This is a genomic window from Bradyrhizobium sp. CCBAU 53421 (assembly GCF_015291625.1).
Lineage (GTDB): Bacteria > Pseudomonadota > Alphaproteobacteria > Rhizobiales > Xanthobacteraceae > Bradyrhizobium.
Genome location: NZ_CP030047.1, coordinates 5,135,699 through 5,152,042 on the forward strand (window position 1 = coordinate 5,135,699; position 16,344 = coordinate 5,152,042).

26 protein-coding genes are annotated in these 16,344 nt (G+C 61.5%); 6 read left to right on the forward strand and 20 right to left on the reverse strand.

Going from position 1 to position 16,344, the window contains the following annotated elements:
- Nucleotides 1-101: 101 nt before the first annotated feature.
- The 8 genes from XH92_RS24500 to XH92_RS24535 form a co-directional block, all read right to left on the reverse strand.
- Entirely contained in the window at nt 102-1,427 is a 1,326-nt protein-coding gene (locus tag XH92_RS24500; RefSeq protein WP_194454390.1) for an AAA family ATPase, read from the reverse strand.
- Complete coding sequence (locus XH92_RS24505; RefSeq protein ID WP_194454391.1) at nt 1,424-1,951, reverse strand: hypothetical protein; 528 nt, start codon at nt 1,949-1,951, stop codon at nt 1,424-1,426. The genes XH92_RS24500 and XH92_RS24505 overlap by 4 nt, the downstream gene beginning before the upstream one ends.
- On the reverse strand, nt 1,948-2,172 hold the full coding sequence (locus XH92_RS24510; protein ID WP_194454392.1) for a hypothetical protein: 225 nt from the start codon (nt 2,170-2,172) through the stop codon (nt 1,948-1,950). Before XH92_RS24510 ends, XH92_RS24505 begins: the two co-directional genes overlap by 4 nt.
- The gene (locus tag XH92_RS24515; RefSeq protein WP_194454393.1) at nt 2,169-2,645 is read right to left on the reverse strand and encodes a hypothetical protein; all 477 of its coding nucleotides are present in this window, start codon (nt 2,643-2,645) and stop codon (nt 2,169-2,171) included. Before XH92_RS24515 ends, XH92_RS24510 begins: the two co-directional genes overlap by 4 nt.
- On the reverse strand, nt 2,642-2,908 hold the full coding sequence (locus XH92_RS24520; RefSeq protein ID WP_194454394.1) for a hypothetical protein: 267 nt from the start codon (nt 2,906-2,908) through the stop codon (nt 2,642-2,644). The genes XH92_RS24515 and XH92_RS24520 overlap by 4 nt, the downstream gene beginning before the upstream one ends.
- 195 nt (nt 2,909-3,103) lie before the next feature.
- Nucleotides 3,104-3,295, reverse strand: a complete 192-nt coding sequence (locus XH92_RS24525) for an AlpA family transcriptional regulator (protein WP_194454395.1) — start codon at nt 3,293-3,295, stop codon at nt 3,104-3,106.
- 153 nt (nt 3,296-3,448) lie between these two features.
- Complete coding sequence (locus XH92_RS24530; protein WP_194454396.1) at nt 3,449-3,922, reverse strand: hypothetical protein; 474 nt, start codon at nt 3,920-3,922, stop codon at nt 3,449-3,451.
- Nucleotides 3,919-5,178 (reverse strand): site-specific integrase, encoded by a 1,260-nt coding sequence (locus tag XH92_RS24535; RefSeq protein WP_194454397.1) that lies wholly within the window; start codon nt 5,176-5,178, stop codon nt 3,919-3,921. Before XH92_RS24535 ends, XH92_RS24530 begins: the two co-directional genes overlap by 4 nt.
- 413 nt (nt 5,179-5,591) lie before the next feature.
- On the opposite strand from XH92_RS24535, the gene XH92_RS24540 reads away from it, so the two are divergent.
- The 3 genes from XH92_RS24540 to XH92_RS24550 all read left to right on the forward strand — a co-directional run bounded on the left by XH92_RS24540 (nt 5,592) and on the right by XH92_RS24550 (nt 7,073).
- Nucleotides 5,592-5,912, forward strand: a complete 321-nt coding sequence (locus XH92_RS24540) for a hypothetical protein (RefSeq protein ID WP_194454398.1) — start codon at nt 5,592-5,594, stop codon at nt 5,910-5,912.
- Between the two features lie 336 nt (nt 5,913-6,248).
- Nucleotides 6,249-6,644 (forward strand): nucleotidyltransferase domain-containing protein, encoded by a 396-nt coding sequence (locus tag XH92_RS24545; protein WP_194454399.1) that lies wholly within the window; start codon nt 6,249-6,251, stop codon nt 6,642-6,644.
- 225 nt (nt 6,645-6,869) lie between these two features.
- The gene (locus XH92_RS24550) at nt 6,870-7,073 is read left to right on the forward strand and encodes a class IIb bacteriocin, lactobin A/cerein 7B family (RefSeq protein WP_194454400.1); all 204 of its coding nucleotides are present in this window, start codon (nt 6,870-6,872) and stop codon (nt 7,071-7,073) included.
- 720 nt (nt 7,074-7,793) lie between these two features.
- Here XH92_RS24550 and XH92_RS24555 read toward each other — a convergent pair.
- From XH92_RS24555 to XH92_RS24585, 7 genes are all read right to left on the reverse strand, one after another.
- The gene (locus tag XH92_RS24555; protein WP_194454401.1) at nt 7,794-8,039 is read right to left on the reverse strand and encodes a hypothetical protein; all 246 of its coding nucleotides are present in this window, start codon (nt 8,037-8,039) and stop codon (nt 7,794-7,796) included.
- Between the two features lie 153 nt (nt 8,040-8,192).
- The gene (locus XH92_RS24560) at nt 8,193-9,278 is read right to left on the reverse strand and encodes a YihY/virulence factor BrkB family protein (protein WP_194454402.1); all 1,086 of its coding nucleotides are present in this window, start codon (nt 9,276-9,278) and stop codon (nt 8,193-8,195) included.
- Nucleotides 9,279-9,280: 2 nt separating this feature from the next.
- On the reverse strand, nt 9,281-9,808 hold the full coding sequence (locus XH92_RS24565; RefSeq protein ID WP_194454403.1) for a hypothetical protein: 528 nt from the start codon (nt 9,806-9,808) through the stop codon (nt 9,281-9,283).
- A gap of 169 nt (nt 9,809-9,977) precedes the next feature.
- Nucleotides 9,978-10,421 (reverse strand): hypothetical protein, encoded by a 444-nt coding sequence (locus XH92_RS24570; protein WP_246787597.1) that lies wholly within the window; start codon nt 10,419-10,421, stop codon nt 9,978-9,980.
- Between the two features lie 4 nt (nt 10,422-10,425).
- A complete protein-coding gene (locus XH92_RS24575) occupies nt 10,426-10,647 on the reverse strand; it encodes a hypothetical protein (protein ID WP_194454404.1) in 222 nt (73 codons plus the stop codon).
- A gap of 33 nt (nt 10,648-10,680) precedes the next feature.
- The gene (locus XH92_RS24580; protein ID WP_194454405.1) at nt 10,681-11,529 is read right to left on the reverse strand and encodes a hypothetical protein; all 849 of its coding nucleotides are present in this window, start codon (nt 11,527-11,529) and stop codon (nt 10,681-10,683) included.
- A 251-nt stretch (nt 11,530-11,780) separates the two neighbouring features.
- The gene (locus tag XH92_RS24585) at nt 11,781-12,026 is read right to left on the reverse strand and encodes a hypothetical protein (protein ID WP_194461703.1); all 246 of its coding nucleotides are present in this window, start codon (nt 12,024-12,026) and stop codon (nt 11,781-11,783) included.
- Between the two features lie 358 nt (nt 12,027-12,384).
- On the opposite strand from XH92_RS24585, the gene XH92_RS24590 reads away from it, so the two are divergent.
- Together XH92_RS24590 and XH92_RS24595 are read left to right on the forward strand one after the other, a co-directional pair.
- The gene (locus XH92_RS24590; protein ID WP_194454406.1) at nt 12,385-12,750 is read left to right on the forward strand and encodes a BLUF domain-containing protein; all 366 of its coding nucleotides are present in this window, start codon (nt 12,385-12,387) and stop codon (nt 12,748-12,750) included.
- Between the two features lie 277 nt (nt 12,751-13,027).
- Nucleotides 13,028-13,255 carry a hypothetical protein gene (locus XH92_RS24595; RefSeq protein ID WP_210345473.1) on the forward strand — a complete coding sequence of 76 codons (228 nt, stop codon included), beginning with the start codon at nt 13,028-13,030 and terminating at the stop codon, nt 13,253-13,255.
- Between the two features lie 26 nt (nt 13,256-13,281).
- Here the strand turns inward: XH92_RS24595 and XH92_RS24600 are convergent, their stop codons facing one another.
- The 5 genes from XH92_RS24600 to XH92_RS24620 all read right to left on the reverse strand — a co-directional run bounded on the left by XH92_RS24600 (nt 13,282) and on the right by XH92_RS24620 (nt 15,783).
- Entirely contained in the window at nt 13,282-13,752 is a 471-nt protein-coding gene (locus tag XH92_RS24600) for a hypothetical protein (protein WP_194454408.1), read from the reverse strand.
- A 36-nt stretch (nt 13,753-13,788) separates the two neighbouring features.
- The gene (locus XH92_RS24605) at nt 13,789-13,953 is read right to left on the reverse strand and encodes a hypothetical protein (protein WP_194454409.1); all 165 of its coding nucleotides are present in this window, start codon (nt 13,951-13,953) and stop codon (nt 13,789-13,791) included.
- Nucleotides 13,954-14,040: 87 nt separating this feature from the next.
- Nucleotides 14,041-14,301, reverse strand: coding sequence for a DUF3551 domain-containing protein (locus tag XH92_RS24610; RefSeq protein ID WP_194454410.1), 261 nt, complete (start codon nt 14,299-14,301; stop codon nt 14,041-14,043).
- Between the two features lie 297 nt (nt 14,302-14,598).
- On the reverse strand, nt 14,599-15,450 hold the full coding sequence (locus XH92_RS24615) for a 3-hydroxybutyryl-CoA dehydrogenase (RefSeq protein ID WP_194454411.1): 852 nt from the start codon (nt 15,448-15,450) through the stop codon (nt 14,599-14,601).
- 141 nt (nt 15,451-15,591) lie between these two features.
- Nucleotides 15,592-15,783 carry a hypothetical protein gene (locus XH92_RS24620; protein ID WP_194454412.1) on the reverse strand — a complete coding sequence of 64 codons (192 nt, stop codon included), beginning with the start codon at nt 15,781-15,783 and terminating at the stop codon, nt 15,592-15,594.
- A 254-nt stretch (nt 15,784-16,037) separates the two neighbouring features.
- On the opposite strand from XH92_RS24620, the gene XH92_RS24625 reads away from it, so the two are divergent.
- Entirely contained in the window at nt 16,038-16,187 is a 150-nt protein-coding gene (locus XH92_RS24625) for a hypothetical protein (protein ID WP_194454413.1), read from the forward strand.
- Nucleotides 16,188-16,344: the final 157 nt, after the last annotated feature.

Consider the following 16,344-nt stretch of genomic DNA (forward strand, 5'->3'; position numbering starts at 1 on the left):
GGGTTCGGCAGGTTCGGCATTTCCACTGCCACACCACCACCCCCTTAGGGGTGTGGGGTGTGGCGTGGCAAAGTTCTGGCAAGAAAGTGAGGTGTGGCAAATCAGTCATCATTGGCCACCTGCACGTACTTCCGCGTCATGCGCTTTTCGTCCAATTCGTCGACCACGATAAGATTTCCCGCGCCGATCCAAATCTTGATCAGGCCGGTGACCTTGGCCTTGTCCGCCTTGTTCCCATGGAGATCGAGGCCGAGCACTTTGGCAATTGGCCACCCTACCCAGTCCTTCGCCTGAGGATTTTCCCGCCAGCGGCCGGCGCGAATGGATTGGGCCGCGGCTTCGAAGTCGGCGCCGGAAACGCCGTCCAAGGGGTCGGGCCATTTCCACTTGACCACCACGCCAACGCTGTCCCCCTGCGGGGCCAGAGCTGATCCGTTCCCGAGCGAAATGGGAATTATGCGGTACCAGTCCTTCCCTTCGGCGGGAGGCGAGTTGTTGGCCTTGCCATTTTCGGCCTTGAAATATTCGCGGTGGTTTCCGACCCCGGCCTTTGTCCCCTCCTCCGGGGTCATCTTATTGAGCACCTGGGCGGATCGAACGGCATTAAGCAACGACGATGCCCCTCGCCCGTCCTCCACTGTCGCTTCGGCGCCGCCGGTCTTTCTGATGTGGTGGACGAGCTCAACGGCCGAGTTGGTTTCGTCGGCAATGGCGTTCCAGCGCTTGGCAACCAGATCCATGGCCGGATTGTCGCTCTCGACGATCCGGTGAGAAGACACAAAGGGATCGATGATAACGACATCGATCTCGTTGTCCGCGATCGTATCGACCATGCCCCGGACGACGGGCCCCACAATGACGGCGCCGTTCTTCGTGGTCTGCGCTATGACGATTTCCTGCTCGCGGCCACTGTCGATGAACAGCCAGCCTTCAAGTTCTTCCTTGGCGATCGAATAGTGGAGACAGATTGCGGCGATACGCCGCTCGGTCTCCTCCTTCGGGTCTTCGCCGTTCCAGTACCAGACCTTGCACCTTTGCGCGGGTGTGATGCCGAGCAATGCCCGACCCGTTGCCAATGCGATCGCCTCCGTCAGCGCCAAGATGGATTTCCCGACGCCGCCGGCCGCGAACTTGGCTGCCGTGAACTTTCGCGCCAGATGCCGTCCATACAGGAACTGTCGCTGTGGGATTTGCGCAGGATCCTGCCAAGCATAAGGCGTTGCCTTAAGCTTTTTTGGCTTCGGTGCCATGCAGGCGGGCTGAGCATCAGGGTGCTCAGTCCACCATGCTCTAATCACTTCCGGATCGGTGGTGGCCTTGTCGGTCTCCACCAACGGTTCTCCCGTGCGGGCGTTTGCCGGGAGCACAAGGTACCCGTTCGCCGCAGCGTTCAAGGCGTCGTAGAGGTAAGCCGCGGCTTGCTTCATGCTGCCCCCTTCGCCGGGAACGGCATACAGTAGGTTATCGGCAACTCGCCGGTAAACTCGTCAGCGCCCCGCACCGCCTCGATGCGCTCACGCCAAGCGTCTTTCTGGTGCGGGAGCGTTTCGATCAACAGGCAGTTCATCCGGTGCTTGACGGCGACGGTGGCCGCTACCCGATACGGAAATGGATCCGGCCCGCTGGTGATGATGACACCGTGTTCGGCCGCCTTTATCGCGGCCTCAAGCGATTCCGCGGGGAATGCCTGCGGTCCCCACGAAAAATGCATATCATCGCCGATCGAGATTATCCACGGATCGCGCGGCAATTCGAATGGCTTGCAGCCCTGAGGGACAACCAGCAACGAACACGCAAACCGCGCGGTCGCGTCAAACAACGGAAACAAATGCGACCGGCGAATGTTACGGTCACGTTCGATTGCTGAACGGGCAAGCTCTGGATTTACCAGAGAGCTTTCCGTTTCGGGGAGGAAGATGGTGCAGCCATCTGCTTCAAAGGTGATCGTCATGCATCACCTCGCATCAATTCGGGATAGACGAGATCCAGCACGCCCATTTCCTCCAGTTTCGCGTCAGCCTGCGCTGACGTGATCTTGTCGTTCTTGAGCTGGCGGAAGATGACGCGCGCCTCAGACTGAAGCCATTCCGCACGGCTGGCCATGAAGCGCAGGCCGGCGAGTTGGAGCTGTTTCCGGATGTAGGGGTCGGAGACCATAAGGCGATGGTTCATGCCGCACCGCCAATCAAGCGCAGTGTTTCGGCGCCGTAGCGAGCGATCAGAGCAGCCTCTGCGCGGCCGTGATCCTTCTTTCGTTTGAAGTGATCGCCGCACGCCGGGAACAGGCGCAGCGCGAGCGCGCGGGCCTCTTCCTTGTCGGCAGACAGCCGCAGGTGGGCTTTCCATTTTGCTGGCGTGACGAGGTGCAGCGGGATTGTCGCTGCTCCGATCACCCCCAAGACGACCCCGTAGGCTCGCCCAAACTTGAACGTGCTGGATACGCCCTGCCCAGGCATTGCGTTGACGCGCTCCAGGAAAACTAAATCAGGCGCCATCGCAGCCACTCGCTTGGCGAGGTTCACGGCGTCCACATCACCGGCCGCAGTGGGCATGTCTTCCACGGACACCCGTTCGGGGTGGTCGGGAAAGTAGAAGGCGATCGCCCCTGACGCGCCGGGATCAATTCCGAGAATGCATCGCGTCATGCTGCGGTCTCCGGATCGCTGTCGTTCGGAGACTTGCCGGCCAACTCCACGACGTTATCGCCACGCGGCAGGTCGGCGAGCCCACTCAAAAGGCCGAGCGGTTCAGTCATCGGTCTGACCGGAGTGGTGATATGCGCGTTGATCCGCAGAGTTGCGGCATAAAACGCGGCCGATAGCTCGTGCAGGTCGGCAATCAGCTCAACATGCTTGACCGCGTAGTCCGCCAGCGAGCTGATCTGTGATTTTAGTGCTTCGGGGTTCATTGCGCCACCTCGCCGTGCAGGAGAGGAGCAAGAACCGATGCCATCGCGAGGCTGATCGCGCAGCGGCGCGTCAGACGGATAGCTTGCAGTTTGTGGAGGGGTATCTTAGATTCCGAACCGATCGAGCCTGGAAGCAGATCAGAGTTCGGAACCGCCCGCGCTGTCGTCGCGGGCGTTCCAATTTCAACATGCATCTTAAGCGGCCTCCGTGGTGGACTGCCGCACGTTCTTGGCAATAAACGCGTCCAAATCCTCATCGCGGTACATCACGCGACGACCTAGCTTCACGAATGAAGGCCCACAACCGGCGACGCGCCAATGGTTGAGCGTCGATTCCGAGCAGGCGAGACGTTCCGCCGCCGTCTTAGTCGATTGAAGTTTGCTCATATGGTTTCCCGTAGGTGATGCCGGGAAATCCAACTTGCCCGGCGATGTTTCGCGGGGCTTAAAGTGGCAGAGCGTGGCTGGAAAATCTAGCTAAGTGCTTGAAAAGGCAGCGATATTAAGTTTGTAGAAATTTCCCCTACTTCGTGTCGCTGTCTAAATCATCTTCGCTGACTTCAAGAGGTTATACGTTCCGCGATTGCGCTCGATGCGGTCGATGTGAGCCTCGTCGGTGATCGCCGGATCAAGCGTTGGCGGATTCATTTTCTTGCCGACGCGGACGAGCTTGCCAATGCGCTCGCGACCGTCTTCATCTGTGAGCTGATCCATCAGCCAGGCGTCGCCATTAGAGATTTTGAAATGCGACGGCGCGTTGGCTGCTTTTGGCAGATTGTGAAGATGGTCAGCGATTGCTCTCAAAACTTCCTCGCCGACTGCATCAGCGTCGTCGTTGCTGTTTAGCAAGTAACGAAGCGCCCTCGCCTCGGCCTCTCTACCGCGGTCTATGACGGCGCGGATCACTTTTGCTGAAACTTCCTTACCGTCCTTGTTGCGGTGACGCTGCTTGGTCTGCAATTTGGCGCGGAGATCGCGAAGAAGCTCCAGCGTGCCATCGTCCACCACAATCATGTCGCGCTCGCCTTCGCAAACTGAAGGACGTTTGCAGCGGGCGGATTGATGATGCTGTCGAGAAGATTGGACAGCCGCTCTAGAGCATCTTTGCGCTGATCTGCGTAACCCCAGCGGTCGTATACTTCGCGAACGCCGGTCAACTTATGCCCGACGACCATCTCGGCGATGTCGGGCGTGACCTTGGCGCGCGACATGAGGGTTCTGGCTGTGCGACGAAGATCATGCAGCGTCCAGTGCTCCATAGGAGGCAATCCAGCATCCTTGCGTTGCTTCGTGATTACCTTGTCCAGTTCCGCTTTGCCCTTGCTGAAGCCGCTATAAGGCTTCTCTCCTCCCGTTCTGGCACCGAACTTATATCCCTTGGTCTTGGGCAGCATCTCCAGCACGCGCGGCGTCAAGTAGACGTAATGCGTCCCCTGGTTCTTGTAGCGACCGGCTGGAATGATCAGTTCGTTTTCGCCCTCGATTTCTCTGTCGTGCATCTGTGCGATGTCGCTGCGGCGCTGGCCAGTGTAAAGCAGGCTTCGCACGAGATCAGCAAATGCAACTGGCACCTTGTCAGATTGAAGAGCGGTCCAAAGCGTACGGATTTCATCGTCGCTTAGAGTGCGCTCGCGGGCTTTTGAAGCGCTCCGCACCATCTTGGAAATGATGGGGCTCTTGTATTTGCTATTTTGGCCTTCGTACCAATTTAGAGCCGCTCGGAGATTGGCGAATACGCGGTCCCGCGCGACCTCGCCGGCAGACTTAGCAACGCTCTTGAGCATGACATGAATGTGGTCCCTATCCAGTTCCGAAATCGGCGTTGATCCTACCGCCGGCCGAATATGGTTCTTGAACATCTTTTCAATTGCTGTTGCCGATCGCAGTTTCGGCCTCACCCACTCCACAAGGTAGCTATCGAGAACGGCATTTAGGGTGTTCTTTTTCTTGTCCCGAACTGCCGCCTCGGCAACCTGCTTCGCCTTGTCGTCGTTGTAGGGATCTTCCCGGTTCTCCACCCGCACCGCTAGCGCGCGGGCATCCTTGCGAGCTCGCTCAGCGGTGTAATGGCTCCGACCGTGAACACCCAAACTGATCCATCGCTGCGGCTTGCCTTTGATTCGATACCGGAAACCGTAGGTGATTGCTCCGGTCGGCAAGCGCCGGGCCATGAACCCGTCAATGTCGGTATCGACGATCCTGTCGCCGGCAGACAAGGCCTCTACCTCAGTCTTTGTGATCCTCACCTTGACGGATTTGTTTCGTTGCATTTTCAACCCCGTGATTTTTTGAGGGAACGCATTCCCTTGCTATACCCTCACGAGATCGGCAATTCAATGCAAATCGCTGCATTCCCCCGAATGTTGTTGAAATGCATTAGATTCAATGATTTACTGGCGACCATTGCGTTTATTGAGCAGAAACAAGGTCTTGTCGGAGGGCAGGCTATGCGACTTTTAATCATGGGGTCGAGGGTTCGAGTCCCTCCGCGCTCACCAAGCAAATTCAATAGCTTAGACGAAAATTCGATAAGCCTAAAAATCTGCCGTATGGGCAGTGTGTTGGCAAATTGAATGCAGTGTCAGCGGTCTCAAATGCCAGTAAAAATTCTGGAAAAAAAGACTTCGAGCGGACCGTAGAAATCCCTAACGGCTCCGTCGTCACCCTCAGGTTGGACGAGGAATTGTACAGCGTCGAAGCGTTCACAGAGGAAGGCGAGCGGATAGGGGAACTATCGTTTTCCCAAGCAGAGAGCGACGATCAGTACACGGCGCCCTATTGGCGCTTTATGTGGGCTCACTTGGATTTCCTGGGCGACAAGTTCAAAAAGCAGGGTATCGGGCGAGCCGCTTTGGAAATGTGGCATGAATGCTCTCGGGAGAAGGCCGTTGTCGCGCGCAATGACGGGATAACCCGGGAGGATGGCAGCAGTCATCTAACAGGTGATGCTCCAGGCTTTGTCGACCGGATGGTCCAAGAAGGACTGCTGCTGTACGAGAACTAAACGCGCGGCGATTCGCGGTCGAGCTCCAAACACCGGCAAGACTTAACGCGACCAACTGGCGGCTTTCACACTGCTTGCTGTGTGAATCGTGCATAACGGATCATCTGACTTAACGTCGGCGGCCGCGGCCCTACGATGCACGCGCTCGGTGAAAGAGCAGAAGGCCGGTGTCGGAAGCACCGGCCTTCCATTGCTCACTGAGCTGGCGCGCCCAAGGAGGTGGGTCCAGGGCAATGCTCTGGACCCCCTCAACCTTGCATCAGGGTAGCTTGCCCGGCAACGGCCTTTGGTTTTTTCCACACCCGTCCACACGGCTTCGACGCTAAAGTGCAGCCGATGAACCCTGACCTCCCCGCCCTCGCTGGCATCCTCGCCGATTGGCTCGAGCCGGCTCGCAATATTCCGGCCGTGTACCTGTTCGGCAGCCGTGTCCGAGGCGATCACAGGCCTAACAGCGACGTCGACCTCCGACTGTTCATCGATGAATGGCGCAACCTGGAGCGGGCGGACATGGATTGGTGGGCCAAGGAAAACGAAACAGATTTCGCCCTGCTCAAGAGCAGGCTCCCTGGTCCGCTGGCCATCCACCGTGAACAGTCGGATGACGCCGATCGTGCTATCGGTACTCGTGTTGGGCCGGGTCGTATGCGTGTGGACGCCACCGAAAAGAAAGCAGGCGCGCGGCCCGTACCCCGCCCCTCCGCCGGAGCCTCGTGGCATAGCCGTTGCTGATATTCATCCGCTGGGATTGCAGTCCCCAGATTGAAACAGGGCGCCGCCGGGACAAATCATTTCGGGCCCGGCGGCGTATCTTTTTGGGATTGGCGAGACAGCCCGCGGCGGTGGCTCATCAGTCGCACGTGATACCCGTCACGGATCGGCAGCTCAGCCTCCCCTATCGTCTTCCCACAGTTGACAGGAAGGTCCCGATCACCGGGGCGACCAGGAGAGACTGATATGAACATCGATCGCGAATTGAGCCTAGATCAGCTGGAGCAAGCCTCTGGAGGCGTTGGTCCCATCGTCATGTGGCTGGTGGGCGTTGCCGGGGGCGTCGTTGGAAATGCGATCTACGACGGACTGAAGTCGGGTGATCTCCAGAAGGGAATCGATCCGGTGGGCATGGCCCAGCAGTACGCGAACCAGCAGAAGGGCCGTTGAAAGCCTCCAATCGCGGCCTTCAAAAGTGCATTGTTGTCGGGCGGCGGTCGTTGAAAACCCGCCGGCGCGAACCGGCGGCTCGTTGTTCACCGCCTCAGCCGCCGGCGGTGTGCCGCCAGCCGCTGCCGGTTACGCTTCCGGTACGATCGTCGAGGGCGTTTCACGAGCAACGCTTGAACATGAGCCTCATGTCCTCCACGACCGTGGGTGCGCTTAGAACTTCCGTCCGGAAGAATCCATTTTTCTGCATTCCCCGCTGACCGCAAGGGATTTCCCTTCCGACGACAGGGTTTTGGTAGCTTTGCCGGACTGTCGGGAAATTGTGATCGAAAGCGAAGCTACGTGATCCTTTCCCCCAATAGTGATGTTTGCCGAGCCATCGAAGGCGAAGGAATCGTCGTTAACTCTCCAACCTCGTGCAGCGTCGACATAGTATTGAAGGGTCGACGCGGCCATGTTCCAGTCGTCAGTTGAAGCGGGTGGAAAGTCGCACTCCAATGCTGCGACCACAGTTTGCGCGTGACCTGCCAGGGGCAGCGCTCCCAAGGCCAGAAGCGATAGAAATCCATTTCGTATGACTTGCACGTAAGAACTCCTCGAAGCGCTTATCGCATATCGATTGACGACCGGACGATCTCACCAATCCTGCATCTTAGTTTCGTAACTGGATTGATGCCATCCGCAATGTGCGGCCAGCCACCGCAAATGTCGGCTACCAGCTCACGGGTCCACCGTCAGCGGCAGCTCGCCCTGACCGCCCGTCCAGTCGATGATCTCGAGCTGCAGCCCGCGCTTCAGCATCTCGGCCTCGAGACTGCCGGCATGGCGTTTCCACTCGGGCGTCGCGCGGACGCGGAATTTCGGCTCTTCGCCGTTGGCCTCGAATTCATCGTCGGCCTTGAGCGCGCCGCGGATGGCTTCGTACATCATCTTCAGGCTGGCGTCGGTGAAGGCGCCGTAGTCCATCGGTCGTCTCCCTCAGCACGGTGAGACGCAAAAGGCCGCCACGAAACTTCCCGTGGCGGCCTTCTGCTAGCGGCCCATCCAGACGGCCCGAAATGACGTTGCGCGAGTCGGGTTAATGAAAGCTTGCAGCCTTTGCCGTGAACGTCGGTCTCGCTATGTCGCCCTGCCGACCGTGTCGGCCATTGTCGCGCCACGCGCACCGAGCGGCTTGCGGACGCCCTCGGTCGAATCGATGGCGGTTTGATGCTCGATCTCCGAGTTCAGCTCGGCGCCGCACAGCACGATGATGGCGGACATCCACATCCAGGTCATCAGGCCGATGGCCGCGCCGAGCGAGCCGTAGGTCGCGTTGTAATTGCCGAAATTCGCAAGATACCAGGAGAGCAGCGACGAGCCGATCAGCCACAGCACGGCCGCAGCGACGGCGCCGACGCTGAGCCATTGCCAGCGCGGCTTGGTTCGGCTGGGGCCATAGCGGTAAAGCACCGCAAGCGCGGTGAGGAGCAGCAGCACCAGGATCGGCCACCGTCCGAACCGGACGACGAGCTCGGCCCGTGTGCCCAGCCCAACCTGCTGCAGCAGAAGCGGGACGACGACCACCGCTGCGACCATCAGCATGATCGCGATGAGCGCTGCGACGGTGAACGAAAGAGACATCAGATTGAGCTTGAAGAAGCCGCGCTTTTCCTTCTCCTCGTAGACGACGTTGAGTGCATCGAAGACCGCCTTCATGCCGGCATTGGCGCTCCAGATCGCGATCAGCAGGCCGATCGCAAAGGTCAGGCCAAGCGTCGAAGTGCCCTTCGCCAGCACGCGGGCGATCTGGTCCTGGACGATCGCGAACGAGCCTTCCGGCAGCATCAGCGCCAGGCTCTGCAGATTGGATGAGATCGTGGATGGATCGGCGAACAGGCCGTAACTCGAAACCAGCGCGGTGATCGCCGGGAAGATCGCCAGCAGGCCGTAGAACACGACGCCGGCGGCGGTCGCCAGCAGCCGGTCCTCGTCGATCTGCTGATAGGTTCGAAGCAAGATGTCCTTCCAGCCGGCGCCTGGAATCTGACGCGGCGTCTCGGCCAGCCGGCCACGATCCTGCGTTTCGGCCCGCGCCGGCTCGGTGTCCAGCTCCCGTTTTACCGGTGTCTCCGATCCGGACACGTATCGATAGATCGCCAAGGTCGCCAGAGCAGTTGCACCGGCGAGCATCAGGTCGTTTGGCCACGTGGAGCGCTGCGCCATCGCTAGTCCTGGATGGCGTCGTGCCGCCGCCCGAAGCGCGATGCGGCGAACCAGCCGACGAGCATGATTGCCGCCCCGGCCGCCAGTGCCTGGGTCGCGGGATCGACGCGCGTCCCCGCTGCTGACCTGGAGGTGGCGATCAGCCGCGCCGCGACGGGCACGACGATGGCGCGCTTGAGCATGCCGGCCTGCCGGCCGGGCCGCGGCACTGCCGGTGCCGGACCCGCGAGCAGCATGCGGCCCGCCAGCAGCCCCGCAAGCCCGAGCAGCAGAAAGGCGCCTCCGACCACGGCGTATGCGATCCAGATGTCGAAATGCAGCTCAAGGGCATGGAAACCCGCGCCAACCCCGAACCCGATCGCAATCAGGAATGAGACCGCGCCGATCAGCAGGACTCCGCACGCCACCGCGTAGCCGGTCACCAGCTGGGCGATCCATCGTCGCACGTCTCCGAGATAGGAGCGGAAGACCAGGCTCAGCGAAGGCGATCGGGTGTTGACGCCCATAGCGATATCCTCGGCGATATCCATTGCAAGTCGGCATCCGACAACCCGGCAGGATCACCGACGTTCCCTACCCCGCCACGTGTGCCGGCGCCGGCCTCGGTGAGGATGGCGATCACGAGTCCATCAGTCGCCGCTTGACGGCGTCGGCGTCGGCCGACTTCTTCGGTGCGCTGACCGTCAGCTCGACGAACGCCTAGCCGACTGGACGATGACTCGCGCGTGGCGGAAGAGTGCTGGGGAACGGCTGGGCCACCATGAGCGTCTCACGCTCGTTGGTTTCCAGTGCAATCTTCTGGGCCAGCATCACGTCACCAGCCACCAGACAGCCGACCGGCCGGAAGCACCAACCGACCACGATGCGGTCCCGACCATCCACCTCGTAGACGTTGGTCGATGTCCCGTAGCAGATCCGGTATCGCTTGCCGGACTCCGAGCCGATGACGTCGAAGCGATTGGATTTTTCGAATTGCGCGCGCTGCTCCGGCGACAGCCATGCGGACAGCAACGCAAGCCCGCGCGCCTCGATGCGCTCATAGGCCTGCCAGCGGTTCCAGATCGCGGCAAGGGTCGCGTGCAACGTGCCGGCGGCGCGCCGGAGCCCAGACGGCAGGGACACCTCGCGCAGACGGGCCATCATGGCGTCAGCCGCCGACCAGCCTGGGATAGAACAGGGTTTCCTCGGCGGTCGGATCAAGCGTGCGAACCAGCGCGGCTTCGCCGGAGGATCTCCGCACTGCGGCGGTATAGCCGTCCGACGTCAACTCGCTGAAGCGCGCATGCGCCCAGGCGAGCTGCTCACTGTCGTTGGGGTCGAACTGCTGCTTCGTGTCGCCGGAATGATCCATCACCAAGATCGTCGCCATCATTGTCTCCTTTGAACGACATGCACAACTGCGTCAGACCACCGGCACAACTGTCGTCGGCTTGCCGCCCATCCACTCGGGCAGCGCAGCGCCGTCGCGGTGCCGGCCGCCGGCGCAGGACGCGGCCCAGGCAGCAACCGCGCCGAACAGCAGCGCCGCCGCAACCGAGAACGCCAGGATCACCGCGCTACGGCGCGAGGTCTGGATGGCCACTCTCGCATCGCCGATCACGCTGTCGACGCGCTTCTCGGCTTCGGCTGCGGCCAGGCCGGTTGCGGACGCAACCTGCTGGATCAGATAGCTATGGTCTTCGGTGTTGATGCCGCTGCGACTCGAACTGGTCAGCAGAATGCGGCCCGCCTCCGCCCGCTCGTATCCGATGTCGATGTTGGCCGGGCGCCGGATGGACCGGTACAGACGGTCGAGTTCGGCGCTCAGCAATGGCTCTGCGGCCGTCGCAGACGGTCGGCTCTGCACCAGCGGGCGCGCGGCCGACAGGCCGACAAGCGCAACGATTGCCGCACTGACGATGATAGCGAGCGCCCAGGCGGTCAGACCGTGAAGTCCGTCGCGGCCTTCGATCTCATCGGCCGACGTCGCGCCGATCATGCGCTGCGCGCGGCCAGCGATGTAACCGCCGACGCCGAAGCTCACCAGCGCCTGCAGGATCAGGTACAGCCCGGACAGCAGCGCGAGCGCAGACGATGCATCGCGCCATGACGGCGAGCTCGAGCTCACACCCAGCCCGACGGCTGTGCCGAAGCCGATCAGGATAACCGATAGCGCCGCCGCAGCGAGCGCGCCGGCAAACACCGGACTCCATTGCAGCCGAAGGCCGGTCCTGTTGTCAGTCGACACGGCAAGCCCATGCTCATTATCCATGACGGGATCCATGACGGGCCTATCGAAGTCCGAAGAACGACAATATTGCGAGAATGACCACAATCAGTCCCACCAGATAGATCAACTGGTTCATGCAGACCTCCTCCGTTCAATTCGTTCTGACAATCTGTTCGGAATACCAAGGTTCCTATGCGTCGATCCGGCGCGGTTCGGCATGACCGGCCGACCATGAAAAAGGGCCCCGCCGAAGCGAGGCCCTCCTTTGACTGTGCGAGATGCGTGCGCATCCGTTAGTCGTCGTCCCAGTCACGACCGCGGATCACGACGCCACGGTCGCGGTAGTAGTCGCGATGATGGTACCAGCCATGGTGCCAGCCGCGATCGTGCTCCCGGTAGACGCGCGGACCGTCATATCGATCGCCGTAGTAACCGGGGCCGCTGCCGAAATAGACGCCCACACCTTGCGCGCTGGCAATGGTAGGTGCCGCTATCGAGAGCGCCGCCGCTGCGGCAAGTGCGTAAGTAAGCTTCGTCATGACATCCTCCTTTGCAGTCCCCGGTGCTAACGGCTGGCGTCCGCGCATGTTGCAGGAACACGCTCGGAACTTTCCTGAACGCCTGTTCAACGTCGTGGCGAGTTCGACGCGCCGAATCTCGCGTGTCCGCGCGATCCGTGTTTCTTCGGATTCCAATTTCGTAGGAACCGCGCTAACAGCCGGGAACCGGGGCTCGTTGGCGGCTCGGTTGATTTTTTTGGAATGCCGGCTGGGGCCGTTGGCCGAGCATACCCTGATCTACGTCAGTCGTAGCACCAGCAACTTACACGACAGTTCCGCGAGCGAGATCATTCGCAGCATCCTGCCCTAATCCCGTTCGAGGAATGCGCGGCGCGGCGTGACCGGCGCCCTGCTGTTCAGCGAGGGTTACTTCTGCCAGATCCTCGAAGGCGAGCGGGCTGCCGTCGAGGAGATTTTCAGCGCGGCACCGCGGCAGTCCCGATGCGAGGCTGCGTCAGAGCCTCAGGCATCGAAACAATTGGGCGAGCGCCGTGTTGGCGGATTGGGCGCGCCGTTCGAGGATTTCGGCAGCCGTAGCGTAGTTGCGAGCCAGGATCTGGAGCGCGCGCCGAGCATCCGGCAGCGTGGACTGCTTGGCCATCTCCAGGCACTGGTGCTCGAAGTAGCGAAGCTCCTCAAGTTCGGTCATTGCGATTCGTCCGATTTCAGCTGCATCTTCGAACTCAGTGCGCCAACGGCCTAGTGAAAGTTTGGCAAGATTGTTGCGGACGCGCGATGATCTGGTCGGAGTGTTTCTGGACGCATGATTTGACAATCACTGCTCCGTGACCAGTGCGGGTCGCGCGGATCGACAAGCGCGCCCGATCGCATCACAATGCGTGAGTCTTGCTTCGGACGCAGCAACGTCCTGACCGCAGTGTCGGGGTATCCTCGCGCGGATTGCGGTGGCCAGGCATTCGGTGGAGTGGTTGGCGCGGGCCCGTGGCCGGCATCCTTGAGCGGTCTTGTTGTATCAGATGATGAAACGCGATTGGGCCTTCGTGGCCGCCTGTGTGGCCGGTGCGCTGCTGTTCGGTGTCTGGAGCTTCGAGATGGGTAGCGCGTTTCATCGCTCCCGGCAGCGCGCGACCGATCTCTCCAGCTCGCACCGGCGTGGCCAGCACGGCTCGCAGGACGGCTCGTTTGCAAGCAGCCCTGCCCGGCCCGCGGCCGACGACGGCGAGGAACAGGCCCGGCCGCCGCGATAGGTGGCGCAATTGCGTTCCTCATCAAACTAAGCCCACGCCAGGCCGGCGACGACCGCGGGTTCATCATCGTCGGTCCTCGCGCTCGTCGGCCGTCTGCGGCGCGCGCTGTCCTTGGCGCGACGATGACGCGTGTCGAGCCGGCGTAGCGCCATCGGCACGCGCCGCGCGAGGCTTTGAGCGAACTCCATGGCCTGTCTGACGACGGCCATGACGGTCGCCACGCGCGTGAACAGGCCGATCAGGAAGATCATCGAGAAGACGTCGATATAGGCCAGCACATCGCCGACCAGCATCAATTCGGGAGGCAGCGGAATCCGGTGCAGATAGGCCGCGATCACGATGACGACCGGGATCAGGGCAATCAGCTTCCGCAACGTCAGTCGATCCAGCAGGGCGGCGAGCTCAACGACCAGGATCTGCCAGAGCCAGTCGCCAAGCGCGGCCGGCTTGTCGATCGTCCAGGTCCGCCACAACGACTGCCAGAACCGTTTCCACATCGCGGCGCCCGCATCCTCTCGCACGCAATACCGAGGCTATGGCTTGGACGACGCTTCGCTGCCGTCGTCCTCGAGCGCGGCGCCCTGCACGTCGGCCGAATCGGCAGACGGAAAGATGCGCTCGTAGTTGGCCCTGGCCTCGCGAATCAGCCGTGCACGTTCGCGTTCCGACTTCGAGATGAACCTGATGATCTCGCCCATGTGCTCTCCAACGCAGGGGGAATTATCCGATCATCGGCAATGCAACCATCGTGCCTGATGGCCGCCGAGCCGACATGCTGGCGGCGCTTACCGGATCCGCCGCGGCGATACGCGCTGCTGGCTGAACGCAACCCGCGGATTGATGCCGCAATAGGCATCGCGGCCTGACGCCGACGCCTGGCACTGTTCGTAGGTCTGGTAGCCGCAATAGCCGGGATATCCCTCGTCTCTGCCCTGGATGCACCAGGGATAATCGTAGGGATCGGCAGCCGCCGGCTGTGCGGAGCCGACAATCCAGCTCGTTCCGAGCGCCGCGAACGCCAGAATTGCCCAATTCGACCTGCGCATGATGCTGCTTCCTTCCTCGATCGGCACCCAGCGGTTGATCTAGGTACGCCGGGAAAATCCGCGAGGTTTCCGCTCACCGCCTCAAGAAGGTGTGACCCGAGCGCGAAGCAGGACACCGGAAGCAAGGCGCCCTCGATGGGTGGGGCACCCAACAAAAAACACGAGGCCCGGTGTGCCTAGGAGCCCGGGCCTCGTGTCTGATGTCCCCCGCCTCAGTGGCGGATCAGGTGTTTTGGTTACGCGAGCTTGTCCGCGCGATCCATCCCGGATGACTACGGGGTCGGGCGCGCGCAGATTTCACTTGCCGTAGCTGTAGAACCCCTGCCCGGTCTTGCGGCCGAGATGGCCCGCATCGACCATCTCCTTCAGCAGCGGCGCCGGCCGGTATTTGGGGTCGTTGAAGCCGGTGTAGAACACCTCCATCACCGACAGCATGGTGTCGAGCCCGATCAGGTCGGCAAGCGCGAGCGGGCCGATCGGATGGTTGCAGCCGAGCTTCATGCCGGCATCGATCTCTTCCGCGGTCGCAATGCCTTCCTGCAGCGCGAAGATCGCCTCGTTGATCATCGGGCACAGGATCCGGTTCACCGCAAAGCCCGGGCTGTTCTTCGCCGTGATCGCCACCTTGCCGACCCGCTTGGCGAACGCTTCGGCCTTGGCGACGGTGTCGTCCGAGGTCTGCAGGCCGCGGATCAGTTCGAGCAGCGCCATCACCGGGACCGGATTGAAGAAGTGCATCCCGATGAAGCGGTCGGGGCGATCGGTCGAAGCAGCCAGACGGGTGATCGAGATCGACGAGGTGTTGGTCGCAACCAGCGCGCTCGGCTTCAACCCGGCGCAGAGATCCTTCAGGATCTTGACCTTCAGCTCCTCGTTCTCGGTGGCCGCTTCGATCACGAGATCGCAGACGGCAAGCTTCGACTTGTCGGTGGTCGCGGTGATCCGCGCCAACGTCGCGTCGCGATCGGCCGCGGTCATCTTCTCCTTGGAGACCAGGCGGTCGAGACTGCTCCCGACCGTCTTCAGGCCGCGTTGCACCGCCGCGTCCGAGATATCCACCATGGTCACGTCAAGCCCCGCCGCCGCGCAGATCTGCGCGATGCCGTTGCCCATGGTCCCGGCGCCGATGATGCCAACCGTCTCGATCATTGTGTCAGTCCTTCCCGTCGCTTGCGCCGCCTCGCGGCCGCATCGTCAAAAACGGCGGACCCTTATGGGGTCCGCGGATGGCGCATGCATAGCAGTCCGGCTGAACGGCCGATACAGGAGGCGACGGTATTCCGGTGCGGTCTACTCCGGGCGCGGCGGGACCGGCCGCCGTGGCGGGGTGGCAGTGCGGGGCGGCAATTGGGTGCGCGGCGGCTCTGCCGCACGCGACGGCTCGAGCACGCGGTTGAGCCGCACGATCCACCAGGCGAACCGCCCGTAGCTGCGGCGCAGCGCCGACCCAAAGCCCTCGTCGATATCCTGGTCACGATCCATACCTCTATCGTTAACGTGCATCATTGAAGGAACGGTGAGCGCCATCACGCGCAGCGCCGGCAATCGTTAGGAGTTTGGCAACTATTTCGCGCAAGCCTTGGTGCGTTAACGGCGCGGGCACCGGTAATCTTCCGGATTGCGTATTGAAGACCCCGCGCCGCAGCATCGCCATGCTGGTGCGACTCGCATTTAGTTGATCGAATTTTCCGCGGAGCGCCGCGACATAAGGAAATTAGACGACGAGGGCTACGCCCATGCTTTCTGAAAAATTCTTTTTGGTTCTCGAGACATTGCTCAACGGCCAGACCCATTCCGACGGAAGCCCGCGCGTGGTGAGCACATCGCCCCACATCCCGGTCAAGCTGCCGCAGGAAAGCCAGCCGGAACGCAAGCTCCCTCGCTAGGCTTCTAGCCGGCGGCGCATCCAGTTGTCAGTCGCCGCGACGGCCTTGCGGAATCCTGCTCGCCGTTCCCGCGCCTGGTCGGCTCGACCGATCACCGCGATATGCGAAGCCTGTCGGCAGGCGCGTGCCCGTGATCCAGCTCATAGTCGGTGAAAGG

What these genes read in the sequence shown, in the direction of transcription:
- XH92_RS24505 (WP_194454391.1), bottom strand. Translation starts at nt 1,951, where the DNA reads ATGACGATCACCTTTGAAGCAGATGGCTGCACCATCTTCCTCCCCGAA.
- XH92_RS24535 (WP_194454397.1), bottom strand. Translation starts at nt 5,178, where the DNA reads ATGCAACGAAACAAATCCGTCAAGGTGAGGATCACAAAGACTGAGGTA.
- XH92_RS24565 (WP_194454403.1), bottom strand. Translation starts at nt 9,808, where the DNA reads ATGGATATCGCCGAGGATATCGCTATGGGCGTCAACACCCGATCGCCT.
- XH92_RS24525 (WP_194454395.1), bottom strand. Translation starts at nt 3,295, where the DNA reads ATGAGCAAACTTCAATCGACTAAGACGGCGGCGGAACGTCTCGCCTGC.
- XH92_RS24555 (WP_194454401.1), bottom strand. Translation starts at nt 8,039, where the DNA reads ATGGACTACGGCGCCTTCACCGACGCCAGCCTGAAGATGATGTACGAA.
- XH92_RS24600 (WP_194454408.1), bottom strand. Translation starts at nt 13,752, where the DNA reads ATGTGGAAACGGTTCTGGCAGTCGTTGTGGCGGACCTGGACGATCGAC.
- XH92_RS24520 (WP_194454394.1), bottom strand. Translation starts at nt 2,908, where the DNA reads ATGAACCCCGAAGCACTAAAATCACAGATCAGCTCGCTGGCGGACTAC.
- XH92_RS24585 (WP_194461703.1), bottom strand. Translation starts at nt 12,026, where the DNA reads ATGACGAAGCTTACTTACGCACTTGCCGCAGCGGCGGCGCTCTCGATA.
- XH92_RS24500 (WP_194454390.1), bottom strand. Translation starts at nt 1,427, where the DNA reads ATGAAGCAAGCCGCGGCTTACCTCTACGACGCCTTGAACGCTGCGGCG.
- XH92_RS24545 (WP_194454399.1), top strand. Translation starts at nt 6,249, where the DNA reads ATGAACCCTGACCTCCCCGCCCTCGCTGGCATCCTCGCCGATTGGCTC.
- XH92_RS24580 (WP_194454405.1), bottom strand. Translation starts at nt 11,529, where the DNA reads ATGGATAATGAGCATGGGCTTGCCGTGTCGACTGACAACAGGACCGGC.
- XH92_RS24530 (WP_194454396.1), bottom strand. Translation starts at nt 3,922, where the DNA reads ATGATTGTGGTGGACGATGGCACGCTGGAGCTTCTTCGCGATCTCCGC.
- XH92_RS24610 (WP_194454410.1), bottom strand. Translation starts at nt 14,301, where the DNA reads ATGCGCAGGTCGAATTGGGCAATTCTGGCGTTCGCGGCGCTCGGAACG.
- XH92_RS24550 (WP_194454400.1), top strand. Translation starts at nt 6,870, where the DNA reads ATGAACATCGATCGCGAATTGAGCCTAGATCAGCTGGAGCAAGCCTCT.
- XH92_RS24620 (WP_194454412.1), bottom strand. Translation starts at nt 15,783, where the DNA reads ATGGATCGTGACCAGGATATCGACGAGGGCTTTGGGTCGGCGCTGCGC.
- XH92_RS24575 (WP_194454404.1), bottom strand. Translation starts at nt 10,647, where the DNA reads ATGGCGACGATCTTGGTGATGGATCATTCCGGCGACACGAAGCAGCAG.
- XH92_RS24560 (WP_194454402.1), bottom strand. Translation starts at nt 9,278, where the DNA reads ATGGCGCAGCGCTCCACGTGGCCAAACGACCTGATGCTCGCCGGTGCA.
- XH92_RS24605 (WP_194454409.1), bottom strand. Translation starts at nt 13,953, where the DNA reads ATGGGCGAGATCATCAGGTTCATCTCGAAGTCGGAACGCGAACGTGCA.
- XH92_RS24510 (WP_194454392.1), bottom strand. Translation starts at nt 2,172, where the DNA reads ATGAACCATCGCCTTATGGTCTCCGACCCCTACATCCGGAAACAGCTC.
- XH92_RS24625 (WP_194454413.1), top strand. Translation starts at nt 16,038, where the DNA reads ATGCTTTCTGAAAAATTCTTTTTGGTTCTCGAGACATTGCTCAACGGC.
- XH92_RS24595 (WP_210345473.1), top strand. Translation starts at nt 13,028, where the DNA reads ATGAAACGCGATTGGGCCTTCGTGGCCGCCTGTGTGGCCGGTGCGCTG.
- XH92_RS24615 (WP_194454411.1), bottom strand. Translation starts at nt 15,450, where the DNA reads ATGATCGAGACGGTTGGCATCATCGGCGCCGGGACCATGGGCAACGGC.
- XH92_RS24570 (WP_246787597.1), bottom strand. Translation starts at nt 10,421, where the DNA reads ATGATGGCCCGTCTGCGCGAGGTGTCCCTGCCGTCTGGGCTCCGGCGC.
- XH92_RS24515 (WP_194454393.1), bottom strand. Translation starts at nt 2,645, where the DNA reads ATGACGCGATGCATTCTCGGAATTGATCCCGGCGCGTCAGGGGCGATC.